Origin of the sequence: Massilia sp. CFBP9012 (genome assembly GCF_034045115.1) — a bacterium.
In the GTDB taxonomy this organism is placed as follows: Bacteria; Pseudomonadota; Gammaproteobacteria; order Burkholderiales; family Burkholderiaceae_D; genus Telluria.
The window spans coordinates 116,530-135,989 of the sequence record NZ_JAXCWM010000010.1 but is presented as its reverse complement, the minus strand read 5'-3'; the positions used below and the strand labels follow the sequence as shown (position 1 = coordinate 135,989).

General features: G+C 64.8%; 20 protein-coding genes. 12 read left to right on the top strand and 8 right to left on the bottom strand.

The genetic code is table 11. The annotated features are described in order from the left end of the window. Positions 1-6: 6 nt before the first annotated feature. Positions 7-1,545, top strand: coding sequence for an FAD-dependent oxidoreductase (locus SOM61_RS17735; protein ID WP_320475308.1), 1,539 nt, complete (start codon positions 7-9; stop codon positions 1,543-1,545). A 103-nt stretch (positions 1,546-1,648) separates the two neighbouring features. Here the strand turns inward: SOM61_RS17735 and SOM61_RS17730 are convergent, their stop codons facing one another. Beyond that, complete coding sequence (locus tag SOM61_RS17730) at positions 1,649-2,194, bottom strand: hypothetical protein (protein ID WP_320475307.1); 546 nt, start codon at positions 2,192-2,194, stop codon at positions 1,649-1,651. 184 nt (positions 2,195-2,378) lie between these two features. After that, positions 2,379-3,515 carry a serine hydrolase domain-containing protein gene (locus SOM61_RS17725; RefSeq protein ID WP_320475306.1) on the bottom strand — a complete coding sequence of 379 codons (1,137 nt, stop codon included), beginning with the start codon at positions 3,513-3,515 and terminating at the stop codon, positions 2,379-2,381. A 158-nt stretch (positions 3,516-3,673) separates the two neighbouring features. On the opposite strand from SOM61_RS17725, the gene SOM61_RS17720 reads away from it, so the two are divergent. Continuing rightward, positions 3,674-4,660: an LLM class flavin-dependent oxidoreductase gene (locus SOM61_RS17720; protein WP_320475305.1), complete on the top strand. Its 987-nt coding sequence runs from the start codon at positions 3,674-3,676 to the stop codon at positions 4,658-4,660. Between the two features lie 105 nt (positions 4,661-4,765). Here the strand turns inward: SOM61_RS17720 and SOM61_RS17715 are convergent, their stop codons facing one another. From SOM61_RS17715 to SOM61_RS17695, 5 genes are all read right to left on the bottom strand, one after another. After that, on the bottom strand, positions 4,766-5,956 hold the full coding sequence (locus SOM61_RS17715; protein ID WP_320475304.1) for an RNA-guided endonuclease InsQ/TnpB family protein: 1,191 nt from the start codon (positions 5,954-5,956) through the stop codon (positions 4,766-4,768). Further along, positions 5,947-6,573: an IS607 family transposase gene (locus tag SOM61_RS17710; protein ID WP_320475390.1), complete on the bottom strand. Its 627-nt coding sequence runs from the start codon at positions 6,571-6,573 to the stop codon at positions 5,947-5,949. The genes SOM61_RS17715 and SOM61_RS17710 overlap by 10 nt, the downstream gene beginning before the upstream one ends. Positions 6,574-6,725: 152 nt before the next feature. Next, complete coding sequence (locus SOM61_RS17705; protein WP_414675021.1) at positions 6,726-7,160, bottom strand: isochorismatase family protein; 435 nt, start codon at positions 7,158-7,160, stop codon at positions 6,726-6,728. An 88-nt stretch (positions 7,161-7,248) separates the two neighbouring features. Further along, on the bottom strand, positions 7,249-10,020 hold the full coding sequence (locus SOM61_RS17700) for a M16 family metallopeptidase (protein WP_320475303.1): 2,772 nt from the start codon (positions 10,018-10,020) through the stop codon (positions 7,249-7,251). Positions 10,021-10,176: 156 nt separating this feature from the next. Next, complete coding sequence (locus SOM61_RS17695; RefSeq protein WP_320475302.1) at positions 10,177-11,328, bottom strand: PQQ-dependent sugar dehydrogenase; 1,152 nt, start codon at positions 11,326-11,328, stop codon at positions 10,177-10,179. Positions 11,329-11,487: 159 nt separating this feature from the next. On the opposite strand from SOM61_RS17695, the gene mepK reads away from it, so the two are divergent. The 10 genes from mepK (at position 11,488) to SOM61_RS17645 (ending at position 18,753) form a co-directional block, all read left to right on the top strand. After that, positions 11,488-12,042 (top strand): peptidoglycan L,D-endopeptidase MepK, encoded by a 555-nt coding sequence (gene mepK, locus SOM61_RS17690; RefSeq protein WP_320475301.1) that lies wholly within the window; start codon positions 11,488-11,490, stop codon positions 12,040-12,042. Between the two features lie 43 nt (positions 12,043-12,085). After that, positions 12,086-12,868 (top strand): hypothetical protein, encoded by a 783-nt coding sequence (locus tag SOM61_RS17685; RefSeq protein WP_320475300.1) that lies wholly within the window; start codon positions 12,086-12,088, stop codon positions 12,866-12,868. After that, on the top strand, positions 12,865-13,164 hold the full coding sequence (locus SOM61_RS17680; RefSeq protein ID WP_320475299.1) for a hypothetical protein: 300 nt from the start codon (positions 12,865-12,867) through the stop codon (positions 13,162-13,164). Before SOM61_RS17685 ends, SOM61_RS17680 begins: the two co-directional genes overlap by 4 nt. Before the next feature lie 119 nt (positions 13,165-13,283). After that, positions 13,284-13,796 (top strand): ferritin-like domain-containing protein, encoded by a 513-nt coding sequence (locus SOM61_RS17675; RefSeq protein WP_320475298.1) that lies wholly within the window; start codon positions 13,284-13,286, stop codon positions 13,794-13,796. A 169-nt stretch (positions 13,797-13,965) separates the two neighbouring features. After that, on the top strand, positions 13,966-14,412 hold the full coding sequence (locus SOM61_RS17670; protein ID WP_320475297.1) for an SRPBCC family protein: 447 nt from the start codon (positions 13,966-13,968) through the stop codon (positions 14,410-14,412). A gap of 16 nt (positions 14,413-14,428) precedes the next feature. Further along, positions 14,429-15,895: a PQQ-dependent sugar dehydrogenase gene (locus tag SOM61_RS17665; RefSeq protein ID WP_320475296.1), complete on the top strand. Its 1,467-nt coding sequence runs from the start codon at positions 14,429-14,431 to the stop codon at positions 15,893-15,895. A gap of 15 nt (positions 15,896-15,910) precedes the next feature. Beyond that, a complete protein-coding gene (locus SOM61_RS17660; RefSeq protein WP_123068576.1) occupies positions 15,911-16,354 on the top strand; it encodes a thioesterase family protein in 444 nt (147 codons plus the stop codon). A gap of 117 nt (positions 16,355-16,471) precedes the next feature. Beyond that, a complete protein-coding gene (locus tag SOM61_RS17655; RefSeq protein WP_320475295.1) occupies positions 16,472-17,077 on the top strand; it encodes an RNA polymerase sigma factor in 606 nt (201 codons plus the stop codon). Between the two features lie 34 nt (positions 17,078-17,111). Next, positions 17,112-17,603, top strand: a complete 492-nt coding sequence (locus SOM61_RS17650; RefSeq protein WP_320475294.1) for a hypothetical protein — start codon at positions 17,112-17,114, stop codon at positions 17,601-17,603. A gap of 22 nt (positions 17,604-17,625) precedes the next feature. Continuing rightward, positions 17,626-18,753: a hypothetical protein gene (locus tag SOM61_RS17645; protein ID WP_320475293.1), complete on the top strand. Its 1,128-nt coding sequence runs from the start codon at positions 17,626-17,628 to the stop codon at positions 18,751-18,753. Positions 18,754-18,958: 205 nt separating this feature from the next. Here the strand turns inward: SOM61_RS17645 and SOM61_RS17640 are convergent, their stop codons facing one another. Then, positions 18,959-19,453, bottom strand: a complete 495-nt coding sequence (locus SOM61_RS17640) for a DUF3016 domain-containing protein (protein WP_320475292.1) — start codon at positions 19,451-19,453, stop codon at positions 18,959-18,961. Between the last annotated feature and the right edge of the window lie 7 nt (positions 19,454-19,460).

Genomic DNA, 19,460 nt, shown 5'->3' with positions numbered 1-19,460 from the left:
TTGGTCATGCGCGGCGCAACGAACGGCAGCTCGACTTCGCTCTGGATGGACACCGCCACGGTGCCTGTCTTCCCTGCCCTCGTGGGGGCGCAGGAAGCCCAGGTATGCGTGATCGGCGCCGGCATCGCCGGGCTCACCGCCGCCTACCTGCTGGCGCGCGAAGACAAGGACGTGATCGTCATCGACGCGCTCGGCGTCGGCGCCGGCGAAACCGGCCGCACCGCCGCCCATTTCTTCCCGCCCGACGAGTGGTACCACGGCATCGAGCGCCGCTTCGGCCGCGCCCAGGCGCGCTTGGTGGCGGGCAGCTATGCCCATGCCCTGCAGATGGTCGAATCCATCGTGCGCACCGAAGGCATCGCCTGCGAGCTCGAGCACCTGGACGGCTACCTGGTGGCCCGGGATGCGGGCGACGGAGCGCGGCTCGAACGCGAATGCGACGCCGCAGTTCGCGCCGGTGTGCAGGCCGAGATGGTCGCCGGCGTGCCGGACCTCGGTTTCGAGAGCGGCACCGCCGTGCGCTATCCGGGCCAGGTCCAGTTCCATCCGCTCAAATACCTCGACGGCCTGGCGCGCGCCTTCATCCGGCGCGGCGGCCGCATCCATGGCGCCAGCCATGCCCACCGTATCCGTGGCGACCACCGGCGCCAGGTGGTGTCCCTCGACCATGGCGAGATCCGGGCCCGGGACGTGGTGGTGGCCACGCACACGCCGTTCAACGACCGCGTCGTGATGCACACCAAACAGGCCGGCTACCGCAGCTATGTGATCGGCCTGCGCGTGCCGCATGGCGCACTGCCGCACCTGCTGCTATGGGATCTGGGAAGCCCCTATCACTATGTGCGGCTGGCGTCCGGCATCGAAGGCGACGAGGTGCTGGTGGTGGGCGGAGCCGACCACAAGACGGGCCAGGACGCGCATCCCGGCCACCGCTACGACGAGCTCGAACGCTGGGCCCGCGAGCGCTTTCCGATGGCGCGCGAGCTGGCCTGGCGCTGGTCGGGCGAAGTAATGGAACCGAGCGACGGCCTGGCCTTCCTGGGCCGCAACCCGATGGACGACGACAACGTCTACCTGATCACGGGCGACTCCGGCAACGGCATGACCCACTGCACTATCGGCGCGATGCTGGTGACCGACCTGATCATGGAGCGGCCAAATCCCTGGACTGCTCTGTACGACCCGGCGCGCAAGCCTGTGCACGGGTTCGGGGAATTCGCCAGCGCACAGGCGCATGTGGCGGCGCGCTACGGCGACTGGCTGCGCAGCGGCGAAGTCGATTCGGTGCAGGCGATCGCGCCGGGCGAAGGCGCGGTGCTGCGCGAGGGCTTGCGCCGCGTGGCGGTCTATCGCGATCCCGAGGGCGGACTGCATGCGTTGTCGGCCAGGTGCACCCATCTCGGTTGCGCGGTGCACTGGAATGGCGCCGAAAAGTCCTGGGACTGCCCCTGTCACGCCTCGCGCTTCGATATCGAGGGCAATGTGCTGCACGGCCCGGCGCCGACGTCGCTGGAAAAGATCTCGCCGGCGCCCGGCATGCGCTGAGCGAAGCGACTCGCGAAGCAAAAACGCGAACACCGGCGCGAGCCGGTGTTCGGGATGGCGGCCGGGGATGCCGCCATGACTGCATGAAGCGCTATCGGCTGGATCAGTAGCCGCGGCCGGTGGTGCCGGTAGCGCCCGTCGTGCCGGTAGCGCCCGTCGTGCCGGTCGTACCCGTGGTGCCGGTCGAGGTGCCGGTGCGGCCGGTGGCATCCATGGTGCCGGTGGAACCGCTGGCGCCGGTACCCATCGAACCGCTCGAACCGCTGGTGGTGCCGGTCGTACCCGTGGCGCCGGTCGTACCCGTGGTGCCCGTGGTGCCGGTCGTACCCGTGGTGCCGGTCATGCCCGAGGTGCCCGAAGTGCCGCTGCTGGTGCCGGTTTTGCTGCGGCGGTCGCGTTCACGCTGGGTTTGCGGATCGGTGCTCTGCATGCTGCCGGTCGCGCTGGTCGACGAGCTGCCGCTGGTCTGGTCGCTCATGGTGCCGGTGCGGTCACGCATGGGGTCGGTCTGGACGGTGCCGATCGGGCTGGTCGCCGACGTGCCGGTGGTGCCGGTGGTGCTGGTCTGGGCGTGGACCGCAGTGGCGCCGAACATGGCGGCGGCAACCGAAGCGCTGAGCATTCCTTTGAGTAGCGTATTCATTTTCATGGTGTTCTCCTGAATGTAACTAATCTGTGGGGGGGCGGTACCCGGCGCAGCTGCCAGGGTTGGTGGCCTGTTGCGTCGAGTCAGGAGTCCAGCTTACGGACAAGCTACGGATGGGAGCGCACGGTAGCCGCGCGGAAATACATCATCGTCTTTTAATTTCTTTTATCTTGGGCTTATCTTTCATTTACTGAAGAGCTCCCAGTGCGGCTTGCGCAGACAGCGTGCCAAGCTGTGCATAGAGGGGCAGCACCACGCTGCGGTCGTCCGGATAGACCCGGTTCGACAGGAAGACATAAAAACTTTGTGACTGCGGATCGACCCACAGGATGCAGCCGGTGAACCCGGTATGGCCGTAGCTGCCGACCGGATAGAGATTGCCGCGCGGACGCTTGGCGTACGGCGAGTCGATGTCCATGCCCATGCCCCGCAGCTCCGCCATGCCGGGCGGCGTCTGCACCGTCGTCAGCAGGCGCACGCTTTCCGGCTTCAATATCCGCACACCATCGAGCGCACCACTCCCCAGCAGCATGCGGCCAAAACGGGCGACGTCGCCCATGGTCGAGAACACGCCGGCCGAGCCCGCCACACCGCCCATGCGGCGCACGGTCGGATCGTGCACCACGCCCTGCAGCGGTGCGCCCGGCGCCAGGTCGCCGTGGGCCGTCGGCAGCTGCGCCGTCTCGCTGGCGCGCTGGGTCGGCGCGATGCGTGCCGCCGGCATGCGTTCCAGCGGGCGGTAGCCGGTGTCACGCATGCCCAGTGGGGAAAAAATGCGCTGCTGGGCGAAGCGGTCGAGCGGCATGTCCGCCGTGCGCTCGACGAGCAGGCCCAGCAGGATGTAATTGATGTCCGAGTAACGGAAGAAACTGCCCGGCGGATGGGTTACCGACTGCCCACAGGCCAGGGACAGCGCCGCCGTCTGGCCCTGCCACGCCGGCTTTGCCGGAAGGCCGGACTTCAGGCCCGACACATGCGTCAGCAAGTGCCGGATCGTGATCGCTTCCTTGCCCCCGCCTGCACATTCCGGAAAATAGCGTATCAGCGGCGCCTCGAGGTCGATCTTGCCCTCCTCGGCCAGCATCAATACCGCCGGCGCAGTCACCAGCACCTTGCTCAGCGAGGCCACGTCGAAGACGGTCGCGGGCGTGACGGCGGCGGCGACCTCTTCATAGCTGAGCCGGCCGTAGCCGCGCTCGACACTGGCGGCGCCGCGCTCGAGGCGGTACACCGCGCCCGGCAACTTGCGGTCGGCGATCGCGGCATCGACGGCGTGATCGATCGCGGTCACGTGTTCAGGATTGAATCGGTGCTCGACGGTCATGGCAATCGGCTGATGGACGCAGCCGACGAGCAGCATGACGGCGGGAAGTAGGCGTGAAAAGTGGTTTGACATCATGAAGAAATACTAACCCAAGCGGCGGACCCGGCGTTTTTGGGTGGCCGCGCACGCGATTTTTTCCATCGGCGTATCATGGATCCATGATTCCTTTCTCGATACTCGACCTCTCGCCGATCGCTGAAGGCAGCGATGCAGCCACCTCGTTCCAGCGCTCGCTCGACCTCGCACAACATGGCGAACGCTGGGGTTACAACCGCTTCTGGCTGGCCGAACACCACGGCATGCCGGGCATTGCCAGCGCCGCCACCGCGGTGCTGATCGGCCACGTGGCGGCCGGCACCTCGCGCATCCGCGTGGGCGCCGGCGGCATCATGCTGCCCAACCATTCGCCGCTGGTGATCGCCGAACAATTCGGCACGCTCGAGGCACTGCATCCGGGCCGGATCGACCTCGGCCTGGGCCGCGCGCCAGGCTCCGACCAGACCACGGCGCGCGCCCTGCGCCGCAACCTGGCGTCGGACGCCGACGAATTCCCGCAGGACGTCGTGGAGCTGATGGATTATTTCGCGGGTTCCACTCGCCGCCCGGTGCAGGCCGTGCCCGGCGCCGGCCTGGACGTGCCGGTGTGGATCCTCGGCTCCAGCCTGTTCGGCGCCCAGCTGGCGGCCCATCTCGGCCTGCCGTATGCGTTCGCCTCGCACTTCGCGCCGCAGATGATGATGCAGGCCATCGATATGTACCGCAGCAACTTCCGCCCATCGGAACAGCTCGACAAACCCTACATCATGCTGGGCTTTAATGTGTTCGCCGCCGACACCGACGCAGAAGCGCACTTCCTGGCGACCTCGATGCAGCAAGCCTTCGTGAACCTGCGCACCGGCCGCCCGAGCAAGCTCAAGCCGCCGGTGAGCGGCTACCTGGAAGCGCTCGACCTGCCCGAGCGCATGATGCTCGACAGCGTGCTGTCGTGCTCGGCGATCGGCTCGCGCGTAACGGTGGCCCACCAGCTGCGCGCCTTCATCGAGAAGACCAAGCCGGACGAGCTGATGATCACCTCGCAGATCTACGACCACGCGGCGCGCCTGCGCGCCTACGAGATCACGGCGGATATCCAGCGCGCGGGTTGATGCCCTCGGCCGGCGTCACGCTGCGCCGGTCCCGGCCTGCAGCACGTCGATCAGGGTGCGCGTCGAGCGCACCGTTCCTTCAAACTTACGCGAAGCTATCCATAGTTAACTTTGCTGTTGAATTCCTGCTTCACCGGGGCTGGTTTCACCTCGCACTTGACGCGCGAGGCCAGCGCCTGCCCCTCCACAGGCCGATGCGGTGGAACTCACCGCCATGTTCCTCAGGTTGATTGCCGCGTTGACATCCCGGTCGTGCAGTGCGCCACAGCCGGGACAACGCCAATGGCGCACTGTCAGTGGGAGCACATCCATCCGGTAGCTACAGCACGAGCATGTCTTGCTGCTCGGGTACCACCGATCCACCACGACAATCTGACCACCGCGCCGCTCCGCCTTGTATTGCAGCTGGCGGCGCAGCTCACCAAATCCCATGTCGGCGATCGCCCGTGCCAGACAACGATTTCCGAGCATGCCCTTCACGTTCAGGTCTTCGATACCGATGGTGTGGAAATGGCGAGTGATATAGGTGCTCAACTGATGCAGGCCGTTACGCCTCAGATCGGCGATCCGGGCGTATAGCCGGGCAAGCCTGGCTTTTGCCTTCGTCCGATTGCGCGACCCTTTGACTTTGCGTGAGAGCTCGCGCGATAGGCGTTGCAGACGGGCGAGCAGTGTGCCCAACGCTTTCGGCCCTTTAAATACTTCACCGGTCGACAGCGTGGCCAGCGCCGAGACACCGAGGTCGACTCCCACCGCGCCTTGGTTTTCGGCTGGCGGTTGAAGTTGATCTTTGATGTCAACGGTGATACTCGCGTACCAGTGATCGGCAATCCGGCTGATCGAGGCCGAGACGATGCGCCCGGAGAAACGCAGAGATTCGTGCATGCGGACCCATCCCAGTTTCGGAATGCGGATGCACTTGTTCTCGACACGGAACTGGTCATTGCTTAATGCAAATCGATCGTCACGGCCCTTGCGGCGAAAGGTGGGATAGCGGGCACGACCTTTGAAGAAATTCTCGAAGGCTTGCCCCACCTGGATGATCGCCATCTGCGGTGCGTTCTTGGTCACTTCCAGCATCCAGGGGAATTGCTTGCGCTTGATCCCGTTGAGCTGGCGCCGCAATGCCGCCTCATTTGGCTTGTCCACCGCAGGGTCGACCTTGCTTGCCTCGTACTGCCGCCTCCACTCAACCAAGGCCCAGTTGTAGGCGAAACGTGCAGTACCGGCGGCACGCGCCAGATACGTCGCCTGGACATTGTTCGGATCGAGTCGGATGCGATGGGCTAGGTACATTGTGATTCCTTGACTGCTGCACGCACGCCATCGATCAGCTTCTGGTTGCGGTGACTGCGGCTACCATAGAGACGGGCCGAGAAGACGGTGATGATCTCGAGCACATCGCTGGCTAGCTCTTCTTCGAAATTGGTGTCCTCGCCCTGGTTGATGATGACTACTTCGACCTGTCTTGTCTGGCACAGGGCGAATATCAGCTCCGCGCCAAAACGCAGCAGTCGATCCTTGTGCGTCAAGACCAGGCGTCCAACCTCATCTTCGACAATCCCGTCGAGCAAACGTTTCAAGCCTTTCTTGCGATAGTTCATGCCCGACCCAAGGTCGGCAATCATATCGAACGGCCATCCATGACTCGCGCAGTACAATTCGAGTACCCGCTTTTGTCGCTCCAGGTCCGTCTTTTGATCATGACTGGACACCCGGGCATAGGCGACAGTCTTGCGCACCGCCTGAGCACCGCGGCGAGCTTCAGGTCGCAAGGCGGCCAGGTCATACCGGCGCTGTCCTCCTTCTGTTCGCAAAGGAGTGAGCCGACCGCTGGCCTCCCACCGACGCAAGGTACTGGTCGAGACGCCCAAGGCTTGTGCAGCCGTGCTAATGGAAACGAACTTGTTCATCATGCATAAGACTGCATAAATTCAAACAAGTTCTCATCTAACTGTTAATAACCCTTCCCATTTTCGGGAAAATTTTCTCGCATGCGAAACGGTGGGCATCCGCATCGAAGCCGCTCATCGCATCCTCGGCGAACACCAGCTTGAAGCCGAAGTCATAGGCCGCGCGCGGTCGATTCGACGCCGAAATTGGTGGCGATGCCGCCCATGACAAGCGTGTCGATGCGGCGCCGCCGCAACTGCTGCTCGAGTTCGGTGCCATAGAAGGCGCCCCACTGGCGCTTGACGATGACGAGGTCTTGCGCCTCGACGCCGGCCTCCGGCGCCAGCCATGAGGCATCGGGCGGCGCCGCCGGCGCGCCCTGCGGACGTAGCGGAGAATCGGCCGGCACTTGCGGCAATTCGTTCAGCAACACGTGCACGTAGATGACCAGGCCGCCGCGTTCGCGCATCTCTTGCGCCAGCAGCACGCAGTTGCCGACCACGTCCTCGGCGCCATGCGGCGCGAGCGCGTGCTTGACGTTGCTGTTCTGAAGATCGATCAGGACCAGCGCGGTATGCGCCGGGGCCAGGGTGAGTTGTTGGTCCATGGGCTTCCTCCTGCCCATAGTGTCCCCGAAACCCGGCGTGCCCGGCGCACAGGCAGGGCCGGGCCGCGCAGGACGTACTACGACAACATTACGGCAGCGGCTTGCCGTCCACGTCGATCCGGCGCACCTCGCCCAAATTCAGGGCGCGGATGTCCTTCTCGACCTTGGCCATGTCGCCCACCACCACCCACACCAGCCGGTCGGCCACGAAGCTGCGCGCGGCCAGGGCATTGGCCTGCTGCGGCGTGAGCGCCAGCGCCTTCTCGGTATAGGTGTTGAAGTAATCCTCGGGCAAGCCATACTGCAGGATCGTGGAGTAGGCGCCGGCCAGCTGGCCCGCGGTCTCGAAGCTGCCCGGCAGGCGCAGGGTTTTATTGTCCTGTGCGAACTTGAGCTCTTCGTTTGCGATCGGCTTGGCGCCGGCGATGTTGCGGTATTCGCCCACCAGTTCCTTCAGCGCGTCGCCGGTCTTGTCGGTCTGCACCGGCGAGATGCTCACGAACTGGCGCTGGCCGATCGCCGGCGACACCTGGCTGCGCACGCCATACGACCAGTGCTTGTCCTCGCGCAGGTTCATATTGATGCGCGAGCTGAAGGTACCGCCGAACACGTCGTTGACGAGTTCCAGCGGCAGCGCCTCGGGGCTGTTGCGCGGCGGCGCCAGCTGGCCGCCCAGGATCACGCTCTGCAGCGCGCCGGGACGGTCGACCAGGTAGACCACCGGCGCGGCGCGCGGCGCCACTTCGGCAATCGCTTTCTTCGGCACGTCACCGGCTTTCCAGGCGCCAAACGCTTTCTCGAGCATCGGCTTGATCTCGGCCAGCGTGGTGTCGCCCACCACCAGCAGGGTGGCGTTGTTCGGCTTGAACCAGGTCGCGTGGTACTTGGCCAGGTCGGCGCGGGTCATGCGCTTGACGGCGTCTTCGGTGCCAGTGCCGGTGCCCGGCTTGGCGTACACGTGATCCTGGCCGTACAGCAGCGCCGGCGCGACGCGCATCGCAATCGATTGCGGATCGGATTTTTCGCGCGCGATCGCGGCCAGGCGGTCTTGCTGCAGGCGCGTGAACTCGTTCTGCGGGAAGGCGGGGTTGAGCACCAGGTCCGAATACAGGTTCAGCGCCTGCGGCAGGGTGGCCTTGAGCGCGTTCATGGAAACGAAGGCGCCGTCGAGGTTGGTGCCGGCGCCGAAGCTCGCGCCCAGGTTTTCCAGCTCCTCGCCGATCTGCAGCGATTTGCGGCTGCCCGTGCCTTCTTCGAGCATGCGCAGGGCCAGGCTGGCCACGCCCGGCATGTCGGCGCTGTCCGAGGCGTAGCCGCTATCGACCAGCATCTGCAGGTTGACGATCGGCGCCTCATGGCGTTCGGCCAGCACGACCTTCAGGCCGTTCGACAGGGTGGTGCGCTGCATCGGCGGCAGCTTGAGCGACATCGCCTTGCCGGTATCCGGCGCCTTGCTGCGGTCCAGGCCGGTATTAGTGGCGGCCAGGCCGGTCGGGAACGGATCGATCTGCAGCACGAAGTCGCCGTCGCTGAGCCAGTCGTTCATGGCCTTCTTCACCATGGCCGGGGTGGCGTCCTTGATGCGCTGCAGGTAGACCTTGTAGCAGTCCGGATTGCCGGTATAGGTCTCGCACGAGGCCAGCAGGTCGCTCTTGCCGCCGAAGCCGCCGACGCGCTCGATCATGCGCGTGTACTGGGCCAGGGTCGCGGTCTTGGCCAGGCGCAGTTCAGCGTCCGTGGGGCCGCTCTTCATCAGCGCGCGCAGTTCTTCGTCGGCGACGCGTTCCATCTTCCCGACGTCGCCGCCCGGACGCGCGGTGAGGGTCATGCTGAACTGGCCGCCGATCTCGGACGAGCTGTCGCTTGCGGTAGCGCTGGTGGCCAACTGATCCTGGTACACCAGGCGCTTATAGAGGCGCGAGGTCTTGCCGCCACCCAGCACGCGCGCGGCCAGGTCGAGCAGCGCTTCCTCTTGAGTGTGGGCGCCCGGCACGTTCCAGGTGCGGTAGATGCGCGACTGCGGCACGCGGTCCTGCGCCACCGTACGATGGGTGCCGGTGCGCTTGGCGATCCAGGCGTCATGCTTGGCCAGCGGCGGACCCGGCGGGATCGCGCCGTAGAAGCGCTCGACCTTCTCGCGCGCTTCTTCCGGCGAAATATCGCCCGACAGCACCAGCACCGTGTTGTTCGGGCCGTAGTTCTGCTTGAACCAATCCTGCACGTCGGTCATCGAGGCCGCGTCGAGGTCTTCCATCTTGCCGATCACGGTCCAGGAATACGGGTGGCCGGCCGGGTAGGTATTCGTGGTCAGGAGTTCCCAGGCGATGCCGTAGGGCTGGTTCTCGTACTGGCGCTTCTCGTTCTGCACCACGCCGCGCTGGATGTCGAGCTTCTTCTTGTCGACCGTGCCCAGCAGATGGCCCATGCGGTCGCTCTCGGCGAACAGCGCATAGTCGAGCATCGAGGTCGGCACGTTCTGGAAGTAATTGGTGCGGTCCTGGTTCGTCGTGCCGTTGAGGTCGGTCGCGCCGATGCGCTCCATCGCGTTCAGGTAGGTATGGTTGAAGTTGTCGCTACCGCTGAACATCAGGTGTTCGAACAGGTGGGCGAAGCCGGTCTTGCCGACTTTCTCGTTCTTCGAACCGACGTGGTACCAGGTATTGATCGCCACCACCGGCGTCTTGCGGTCTTCGTGGACCAGCACCGTCAGCCCGTTCTTGAGCGTGAACTTGGTGTACTTGATGTCTGGGATCGGAATGTCCGGCGTGGCGGCCGGCTTTGCCGGTGCGGCCTGGAGTGAAGACGTGCCAAGCGCCAGCGCGAGCGCCAGGCCAATGGTGCGACGAACGGAAACTGCCATGCTGCGCCTCCTGAATGGGTCGGGACGGGAATGAAACGCACAAGGCGCGCCTCAGGGACGCGCCTTGCAAACATTCATTCTAGGCAGGTTTCACGTTGTCAACAAACAAAAACACGTGTGCATACGCCAGTCTGGAGTCACTTCATGCGCCGCGCATTACTTGGGGACAATGCGGAGCAGGCTGCCCTTGGCTTCATCGGTCAGTACGTACAGCTCGCCGTCCGGCCCCTGGCGCACGTCGCGCACGCGCTTGCCAACCGGCAGTAGCTCTTGGGCCGTCACCTTGCCCTGGGCGTCGAGTTGCACGCGGCGCACGTCCTGGCCGGCCAGGCTGCCGCTGAACAGGCTGCCCTGCCATTGCGGGAAGGCTTTACCCGTATAGAAAGCCAGGCCCGACGGCGCCGGCGACGGCGTCCACACGACGATCGGTTGCACCGTGCCCGGCACCACTTTCATGCCGATCGGCTCGCGCGTGCCGTAGTCGAGCGTATAGCTTTGCAGCGGCCAGCCGTAGTTCTTGCCGGCCTCGATCACATTGATCTCGTCGCCGCCGCGCGAGCCGTGCTCGTTGGCGTAGACGCGGCCGCTCTTCGGATCGCGCGCCAGGCCCTGCACGTTGCGGTGGCCGTAACTGAAGATCTCGGGGCGGGCATTGTCCTTGCCCGCGAATGCGCCCTTGCCGACCGGCTGGCCGGCGTCCGTCAGGTGCAGGATCTTGCCCGTGTGCGAAGCCAGGCTCTGGGCCTGGTCGCGCGCCAGCATATTGCCGATGCGCTGAGGCGTATTGCCGCCATCGCCAATGCTCATCAGGATGGTGTTATCGGGCAGGAACAGCAGGCGCGAGCCGAAGTGCTGGCCGCCGTTCTTGGCGAGGTTAACCGCGAACAGTTGCTTGATGCCGGTCACGCGCTTGCCGTCGAACACGCCCTGCACCAGCACGGTCCGGTTCTCGTCGTCGGTGCCGCTGGACATCGTCAGGTAGACGCGCGGATTGGTTTTATCGGCGGGATGGACCGCGATGTCGAGCAGGCCGCCCTGGCCGCTGGCGTACAGGTTCGGCAAACCGTCGAGAGGAATTTGCTCGAAGCTCTTGCCGTTCAAGACATGCAGCGTGCCCTGCTTGCCGGTGACCAGCATGCGGCCATCCGGCAGCCACGCCATGCCCCAGGGTTGCGGCGCGCCGGTGGCGACCGTTTCGAGCTTCCAGCCCTTGGCGAGCGGCGGCTTGTCGACCGGCGTCACCTCTTGCGCCACGGCGGCCACACCGACCGTTGCCAGTGTGGCGGCCAGAACCAGTTTTTTGCTCAAGAACTTCCTGACAATACTCGGCATGACTTCCTCTTTTAAAAAGCGTTAAACAGTTGACATCGTAGCTGATTCGCCTCAATTTTCGGCATTTTATCTGCACGATCGATGCAATCGGCGTATCATTGATGGTTCACTGAACCAGCGTAAGGACTCCCTTCAATGATCCAGCGACGCTCCTTCCTCAAGAGCTCCCTCCTCCTCGCATCATCCTCCCTCGCCCTTCCAACCCTTGCCAAGAATACATCATCTGACAGCAGTATCCTGTCCGGCGAGTGCTGTCTGCGTTTCTATAACACGCACACCGGCGAGAAGCTGACGAGCACGTTCTGGGCCGAAGGCGAGTTCGACCAGGGTGCCCTGAAGGACATCAATAAAGTGCTTCGCGACCACCGCAGCAACAAGATTGCCGAGATCGATCCGCAACTGCTGCTGCTGCTCGGCCAGCTCAATGGCAAGCTTGACAACAGCAAGGAACTGCACATCATCTCGGGCTACCGCGCGCCGGAATCGAACGCCTTCCTGCGCAGCCACGGCAGCGGCGGTGTCGCCAAGCGCAGCCTGCACATGGACGGCAAGGCGATCGACATCCGCCTGCCGGGCACCGACCTGCGCAACCTGCAGAAAGCGGCGATGTCGCTCAAGGGCGGCGGCGTGGGCTTCTACGCCAGCTCGCAGTTCGTCCACATGGATACCGGCCGCGTCCGGTATTGGTAAGACCTTGACGCGGCAGATCGTCCGCGTTGTTGCTTCGCTTGCCATGGGCTCCGTGCTCATGGCCGCTTTCTTCTGCCTGCCGGTCTCGGCCGCGGGCCAGAACACCGTCACCGTCAAGTCCACCCGCGACCCGGTCGACAAGTCCTACCGCAAGATGATCCGCGGCATGGAACGCTTCGAACGCGAACGCGCCTTCGCCCCCAATGCCACCCTGCGCTTCCAGCTGCTGCCACGCCTGCCATCGACGGACATGCGCGGCATTACATTGCGCATCGCCGGCGACACCGTGTCGGTGCCGGTGCCTGTCGACGAGAACAATTTCTTCGTCCTGCCGCGTCATGCGCAAGCCCTGCAGGAAGACGCCGCCGTGCTCGCCAGCCGCAAGACCGCCAGCATGACCTGGCGCGCGCGCATCGAGACGTCCGGCTTGCCTGCGGGCACACGGCGCCTGGGCGACCTGCGGCTGGAGTGCCGGGTCGGCAAGGAAGCCGGCCTGGTTTCGAACAGCTCGCCGCTGTTCGGCTGGATTTCGGATGCGCTGAACACGCCCGAGGGTGTGTGCACCAGCCCCGATGGCAATTACCTGTTCTTCGCCGAGCGGCCAATCTTCGCGGTCACGCTGCGCGTCGGCGAACGGGTTGAAACACTGCCCTTCAATATGCTGTACGCCGGCGGCGAACAGACGCCCGATATGCTGCCGTTCTGCGATTGCCAGGTGCTGCTCGACCGCACTTATTACGTGCCGCTGTGGGATGCGAGCTGGCCCGACGACACGCTGGTCGAGTTCGAGTACATGGTCGACGCGCCAGGCGGAGTAACGCCATGAAGCTGCGCCTGCTCCTGTGCGCGGCGCTGCTGGCGGGCTGCGCGACGCAGCCGGCGCCGCCGGGTTCCGTCGTCGCGGCCGAGCGGCTGTCGGCGAGCGTGGTGGCGGGACGCACCACGAAGGCGGAACTGCTGGCCGCCTTCGGCCCGACGAAAAGCGTGCGCTTCGACAGCGGCTATGAAGCCTGGGTCTACCAGTCGCCTGCTGGCGGTGGACAATTTTCCGAATTCGTTGTCCTGGTCGATCCCTCCGGCGTCGTCAGCAAGACGCGCACACGCGCGCCATCAACACAATGAACCGCCGGTGCGCCGGATTCATCGACAGTGTGTAGCACCTAACAAACATGATTCGCTGACTCTGCGAAGCTGATGGCAGGGCGATAAGGCCACCTGTCCACAACATTCACGGAGAAATCATGACGACGACTGCAAACGACAATTTCAACGACTGGCTGCGCGATGCCCACGCGATGGAAAAGCAGGCCGAGCAGATGCTGACCGCGCAGGCCGAGCGCCTCGAACATTATCCTGAGCTGCGCGCGCGCATCGTCCAGCACATCGACGAGACCCGCTGGCAGCACAGCGTGCTCGACGAAATCCTGGCCCGCCGCGGCACCGACAACTCGGTCCTGAAGGACATCGGCGCGCGTCTGGTGGCCTTCGGCCAGGCCGTGGGCGGCATGGCGGCCAGCGACGAAGTCGTCAAGGGCGCCATGGCCGGTTATGTGTTCGAGAACGTCGAGATCGCGAGCTATACCGCGCTGATCGCGGCGGCCAAATCGGTAGGCGATGCCGCGACCCAGGCCCAGCTGGAACAGATCCTGGAACAGGAAAAGGCGATGGCAGCCTGGCTGCTGGATCACCTGCCGCAAATCACCCAGGCCTTCCTGGCACGCTCGGCCACCCCGGGCGTCGAAGCGAAGAAGTAATCGCACATAGTTGACGCTGCCCATCTATTGGGCAGAGATAATGGTTTGGAATGGTGCGGTGCGTGCTGTTCCAAACCTTTTTTTTGCGCCGGTGTCGAATTCTGGAGTGTTGCTTCGTCGTAGTATTCAGAGGGATGTCCTCTGTTACTGCCACATAAGGAGACCAGCCATGGCCACTAGTACAGTCGAGCTGCACCGCGTATTCAAATCGACCCCGGAACGCCTGTTCCGTGCCTTTACCACCCCAGGCGCCTATGCAAAATGGCTGCCGCCCTATGGCTTCTTCGGCACCGTCCACGAGATGGATGGCCGGGTCGGCGGCCGCTACAAGATGTCGTTTACCAACCTCACGAACGGCCATAGCCATTCCTTCGGCGGCGAATACCTGGAGCTGGAACCCGGCAAGCGCGTGCGCCACACGGCCGAGTTCGACGACCCGCACATGCCTGGCCAGATGCAGACCACGGTCGTGATGCGCGACGTACTGTGCGGGGTCGAGGTGCATATCACGCAAGAAGGCATTCCATCGCAGATCCCGGTCGAGCTATGCTACCTGGGCTGGCAAGAGTCGCTCGAACAACTGGCGAAGCTGGTCGAACCCGAGATCCGGGACTGAGCGCGCGGAAGCAGCCATGCGCATCGAGCATCTGCGGACCATGCTGTTGCTGTTCGGCGCCATGCTGATCGGCATGGCCCTGCTTGCCTGCGGCGGCGGTGGCGGCAGCCCGGGCGTCACCGGCGCGGTCCCGCCACCGGCCAGCACCGGTTCGCTGGCCGTCAGCGCCAGCGGCTTGCCGGTCGGCGCCAATGCCGCCCTGCGCGTCACCGGCCCCAACAACTACCTGCAAGACCTGACCCAGTCCCAAACCCTCGGCAACCTGGCGCCCGGCAGCTATAACGTGTCGGCCTCGCCGGTCACGAGCGGCGGCGTTACCTATCAGCCGGCGCCGGCCTCGCAAGCGGCGACCATCAGCGCGGGCGCCACCACGGCCGCCACGGTGAGCTATGGCAGCGGCCCGCTGACGCTCGTCACGACCCGGGTCGTCGCCGGACTCGACTACCCGACCTGGCTGACCGCACCGCCTGGCGAGCGCCGCCTGTTCGTCACCGAGCGGCCGGGCCGGGTGCGCATCGTCGAGAACGGCATCACGCGCGACCAGCCCTACCTCGACATCGGCACGCGCGTGTCCACCGAAGGCGAAGGCGGGCTGCTGTCGCTCGCCTTCGATCCGCAATTCGAGCGCAACGGTTATTTCTACGTCTACTACACCGACTTGCAGCGCAATATCGTGATCGAGCGCTTCAACGCCGGCGCCACGGCGACGGCCGCCAATCCCACGTCCGGCCTGGTCATCCTGCGCATCCCGCATCCGACTTACCAGAACCATTTCGGTGGCCAGCTCGCCTTCGGCCCGGACGGCTACCTGTACCTGGGCACCGGCGACGGCGGCGGTGGCGGCGACCCGCAAGGCAATGCGCGCAACCTGGCCAGCCTGCTCGGTAAACTGCTGCGCATCGACGTGGCGGCCGCAACAAACGCCCAGCCCTATGCGATCCCGGCCGGCAATCCCTATCGCGACGCGGCCGGGCGCCGCCCCGAGATCTGGGCTTTTGGCCTACGCAATCCGTGGCGCTTCAGCTTTGACGCCAGCCAGCTCTACCTGACCGACGTCGGCCAGGACCTGCGCGAAGAAGTCAATATCGTCGGCACGGGTCAGGCCGGCCTGGACTATGGCTGGAACGTCATGGAGGGAACGCTGTGCTACGCCGCCGCGACCTGCGAACGTGCCGGGCTCACCCTGCCCGTGTTCGAATACGACCACGGCGCGAACGACGTCAACGGCTGCTCGATCACCGGCGGTTTTGTGTACCGCGGGCGCGCCCTGCCCGAGCTGGCGGGCCGTTATTTTTATTCCGATTACTGCGGCGGCTACCTGAAAAGTTTCCTTGTCACGGGCACCAGCATCGTCGAACAACGCGATTGGGAGATCGACGACATCGGCCCCGTCGTGTCCTTCGGCCAGGATGCCGAAGGCGAGCTGTACTTACTCACGAGTGGCGGGGCCATCCATAAAATTGGACGCGGCGCCACACAATGAGTTTAGAATAAAGAGATGGCACGCTTACAACTCAATCTTCCCGAAGACCAGTTTTACTATTCGACGCAGCTGACGGTAAGGGTCACGGACATTAACGCCGCCAACCACCTGGGCAATGAATCGATGATCGCGATGATCTCCGAGGCCAGGGCGCGCTTCCTGTTCGAATTTGGCGTCGCAGAGACCGAGCGCGACGGCAATGGCATCATCGTCACCGATCTGGCCGCCACCTACCGCGCCGAAGCGTATGGACGCGACCAGTTGCTGTTCGAAGTCGGCGTCATGGATTTCAATAAATACGGCGGCGACCTGATCTTCCGCATCACCCGCCCGCGCGACAAGACCCTCATCGCCATGGCCAAGTCCGGCTTCGTCTTCTACAACTACAAGTCCAGCCAGGTTTGCTACATGCCGGAAGACTTCCGCAATAAATTCGAACGCGTGAACTGGATCGACTGAGTCGGCCAAACCCCATGAGCACGCCCCGTCCCGGTTTCCGGCACGGGGCATTTTTTTATCTGAAAAAAAGTTGGAACTTTTTGAGGCCCCGGCGGAATACAAGAAAAGAAGACTGCCATGACCTTGACGACAGAACAAACCGACACCGAACTGCTGCGCCAGGTCCACGCCGGACAGGCCGATGCATTCACGGCGCTGTACCGGCGGCACCAGGGGCCCTTGTACCGCTATGCGCTGCTGCGCTGCGGCTCGGGCGAAGCGGCGGCCGACATCGTGCAGGAAGCCTTTATGGGGCTGCTGACGGGACGACTCGGCTACGACCCGCTGCGCGGCCAGCTGCAGCACTTCCTGTTCGGCGTGGCGCGCAACCTGGCGCTCAAGCTGGACGAAGCGCGCCGGCGCCATCCGCAGTTGCCCGAACCGTTGGACGATGACGGCGACCTGGAGCTGGACCTGGCCAGCGACGCCGCCGGACCGCTGGCGCGGCTGCTCGGCAACGAGGCTGCGGAAGAAGTGCGGCGCGCGCTGTCGCTGCTGCCGCCGCACTACCGCGATCCGGTGATCCTGTACGAGCTGCATGACTTGTCGTACCAGGAAATCGCCACTGTCTGCCAGGTGGACATCGGCACCGTGCGCTCGCGGCTGGCGCGTGGACGACAGGCGCTGGCCAAGCGGCTGCACGCACTGCAGAGCGCACCGCGGCACGATGCGCACCTCGCATAGGACGGGTGACAAGCGTATGACGCTGGAAGGAAGAATGATGAACGACCACAACGACAATCCCGACCCGCTACTCGCCGCCGGCTTCGCCGCGCTGCGCGCCGAGCTGGCCGGACACGACGCGCCACGCTGCGTTGAAAAGGAATTGATGCAGGCCTTCGCCCGCCAGTTCCCCAAAAAGCAGCCTTGGTACCGCAAGCTGTCGCTGCCCCAATGGGGCACGGCCGGCGCCCTGGCATCGATGTGTGGGGTGGCGCTGCTGCTGGCGCTGTCGCCGCACCGGGCGGTCACGATCGGCGCGCCGGTGATCGGCTTTGACGACGGAGCCGCCTTCATCGCCCTCGAATCGCTGGAACGGATCGAGAGCGAACCCTATACCCGGGTGGTCGAAGCCGAGCTACCGCAGAGCGCGCTGGCGCCGCTGGGCATGCCGCTCAATCCGCAGACCGCGGGCGAGACGGTGCGCGCCGAAATGCTGGTGGCGCAGGACGGCCATCCCCTGGCGGTGCGCCTGAGCGCCGTCAACTGACACGATTGACTGTGAGGACTGTATGAATACCAGGAACATCCTGATCGCCACCCTGCTGGCAACTGCCTTTGCTCCGGCATTGGCCGAGGACTATACGATCGACCAGGGCAGCGACGGCGAACGCCGCATCGTGATCCGCCAGGGCACGGTGACCCTGCCGCCCGGCCAGCAGGCCGCGCAGCGGGCCGGCGACAGCGCCAGCCTGGCCGCATCGATGCTCAGGATCTCGAGCTCCGGCATCGTCAAGAACGCGCCCTACAGCGCCGAAGCGGTGTCCGAGAGCATGCAGCGGCTGGCGGACGGCAACCAGATCGTCAACACCTCGCGCTCGATGCAGTATCGCGACGCCGCCGGCCGCACCCGCACCGAGGTGCACGGCGACGACGGCCAGGTGCGCACCGTCACCATCAGCGACCCGGTCGAAGGCGCGCGCTGGATCCTGAATCCGCAGCGCAAGAGCGCCACGCGCCTCGACATGAAGTCCGAGCTGGCCCGGGCCGAAGCGGATGCGGCGCGCGCCGCGGCGACGCAAGCCCGGATCGCCGCGGCCCAGGCCCGCGCCCAGGCCGAAGGCGCGCGCGCCATCGCCGACCGGCAGCGGCGCGCGGCCGACCAGACGCGCGAGCGCATCGACCAGCTGCGCAAGGAAGGCAAGCTGCCGGAGGGGACGCACGTCATCGTCAAGGACGTCCAGCGCGGCCTCGACGCGACCGAGGTCCGCGTGCGCGTCGCCCAGCCGGCCGTCGCGGCCATGCCGGCGGCGCGGGCAATGTCGGCCCAGATCGCGCCGATGATCATCGGCGCCGTCAACGACGGCAAATGGTCGGCCAAGGCGGTCACGCGCGAACTGGGCGGGCGCGATTTCTCGGGGGTGCGCGCCGAAGGCAACCAGCGCAGCTACACGATCCCGGCCGGCGAGATCGGCAACCGCGCGCCGATCGAGGTCAGCAGCGAAACCTGGTACTCGCCCGAGCTGCAGGTGACCGTGTACCACAAGCGCAGCGATCCGCGCAGCGGCGACGTGGTCTACCGGCTCGATAAGCTCAAGCGCAGCGAACCACCTGCAGCGTTGTTCAGCGTTCCATCGGACTATACGGTGCGCGATCCGCTCAAGGTGAGCAGTAGCAGGACGGGCGGCAAGGACGATTAACGGCCAGACGGCCAAGCAACCATTTTCCGTCAGCCCCAAAACGTCGTTACTGCCACTGGCAGTAACGACTCCCCGCGCAGGCGGGGACCCAAGTGCTGCAAACGCCGTCGAAACGCTTGCAAGATTGGGTCCCCGCCTTCGCGGGGACGACGTGCTGAGGACAACGGCATGTTTGCCGTTATCGGTTTATCAGAGCACTAACCCCTCAACTACCCCGCTTCTTGGCCAGGATAGTCTCGTTGAACCACTCATCAATCATGCGCTTCTCGGCGCGCAGGCTGTCGTTATCAGACATGCGGTTGATGCGCTGCATATAGTTCATGTCGGCCAGACGCGCATCGCCGCCCTTGAGCACCTGCCCGTTCTGGGTCAACGAATAACGCAGGTTGATGATCGGCCAGTCCGCCGTGCCCTTCAGGATGCGCAGCTCGCGGCCGCCGCGGAAGTTCGGGTACTCGCGGCCTGCAAGGTCGATGTCGGTGACGTCGATCGTCAGGTCCTGGCCTTCCGGCAGCTGGGCGCCCAGCTTGGTGAAATAGTCGCTCAAGTCCTTGAGCACCTGCTCGCGCTCCCACGGCGCGAAAGGCAGGTCGGCAAACTTGTCGGACTCGACGTAATTCACGGTGACGCCGGCCGACGCGGCGCCGGCTGTCAGCGCGAACAGGCCTGCAAAGGCCGTCTTCATCAGTAATGATTTCATCGCTAGC

Bases quoted from the DNA above. Each gene is read 5' to 3' on its own strand.
- SOM61_RS17660 (WP_123068576.1), top strand. From the start codon at position 15,911: ATGGCACGCTTACAACTCAATCTTCCCGAAGACCAGTTTTACTATTCG.
- SOM61_RS17670 (WP_320475297.1), top strand. From the start codon at position 13,966: ATGGCCACTAGTACAGTCGAGCTGCACCGCGTATTCAAATCGACCCCG.
- SOM61_RS17730 (WP_320475307.1), bottom strand. From the start codon at position 2,194: ATGAAAATGAATACGCTACTCAAAGGAATGCTCAGCGCTTCGGTTGCC.
- SOM61_RS17665 (WP_320475296.1), top strand. From the start codon at position 14,429: ATGCGCATCGAGCATCTGCGGACCATGCTGTTGCTGTTCGGCGCCATG.
- SOM61_RS17675 (WP_320475298.1), top strand. From the start codon at position 13,284: ATGACGACGACTGCAAACGACAATTTCAACGACTGGCTGCGCGATGCC.
- SOM61_RS17640 (WP_320475292.1), bottom strand. From the start codon at position 19,453: ATGAAATCATTACTGATGAAGACGGCCTTTGCAGGCCTGTTCGCGCTG.
- SOM61_RS17710 (WP_320475390.1), bottom strand. From the start codon at position 6,573: ATGAACAAGTTCGTTTCCATTAGCACGGCTGCACAAGCCTTGGGCGTC.
- SOM61_RS17680 (WP_320475299.1), top strand. From the start codon at position 12,865: ATGAAGCTGCGCCTGCTCCTGTGCGCGGCGCTGCTGGCGGGCTGCGCG.
- SOM61_RS17715 (WP_320475304.1), bottom strand. From the start codon at position 5,956: ATGTACCTAGCCCATCGCATCCGACTCGATCCGAACAATGTCCAGGCG.
- SOM61_RS17725 (WP_320475306.1), bottom strand. From the start codon at position 3,515: ATGACCGTCGAGCACCGATTCAATCCTGAACACGTGACCGCGATCGAT.
- SOM61_RS17685 (WP_320475300.1), top strand. From the start codon at position 12,086: ATGGGCTCCGTGCTCATGGCCGCTTTCTTCTGCCTGCCGGTCTCGGCC.
- SOM61_RS17720 (WP_320475305.1), top strand. From the start codon at position 3,674: ATGATTCCTTTCTCGATACTCGACCTCTCGCCGATCGCTGAAGGCAGC.
- SOM61_RS17735 (WP_320475308.1), top strand. From the start codon at position 7: ATGCGCGGCGCAACGAACGGCAGCTCGACTTCGCTCTGGATGGACACC.
- SOM61_RS17705 (WP_414675021.1), bottom strand. From the start codon at position 7,160: ATGGACCAACAACTCACCCTGGCCCCGGCGCATACCGCGCTGGTCCTG.
- SOM61_RS17700 (WP_320475303.1), bottom strand. From the start codon at position 10,020: ATGGCAGTTTCCGTTCGTCGCACCATTGGCCTGGCGCTCGCGCTGGCG.
- SOM61_RS17645 (WP_320475293.1), top strand. From the start codon at position 17,626: ATGAATACCAGGAACATCCTGATCGCCACCCTGCTGGCAACTGCCTTT.
- SOM61_RS17655 (WP_320475295.1), top strand. From the start codon at position 16,472: ATGACCTTGACGACAGAACAAACCGACACCGAACTGCTGCGCCAGGTC.
- mepK (WP_320475301.1), top strand. From the start codon at position 11,488: ATGATCCAGCGACGCTCCTTCCTCAAGAGCTCCCTCCTCCTCGCATCA.
- SOM61_RS17650 (WP_320475294.1), top strand. From the start codon at position 17,112: ATGATGAACGACCACAACGACAATCCCGACCCGCTACTCGCCGCCGGC.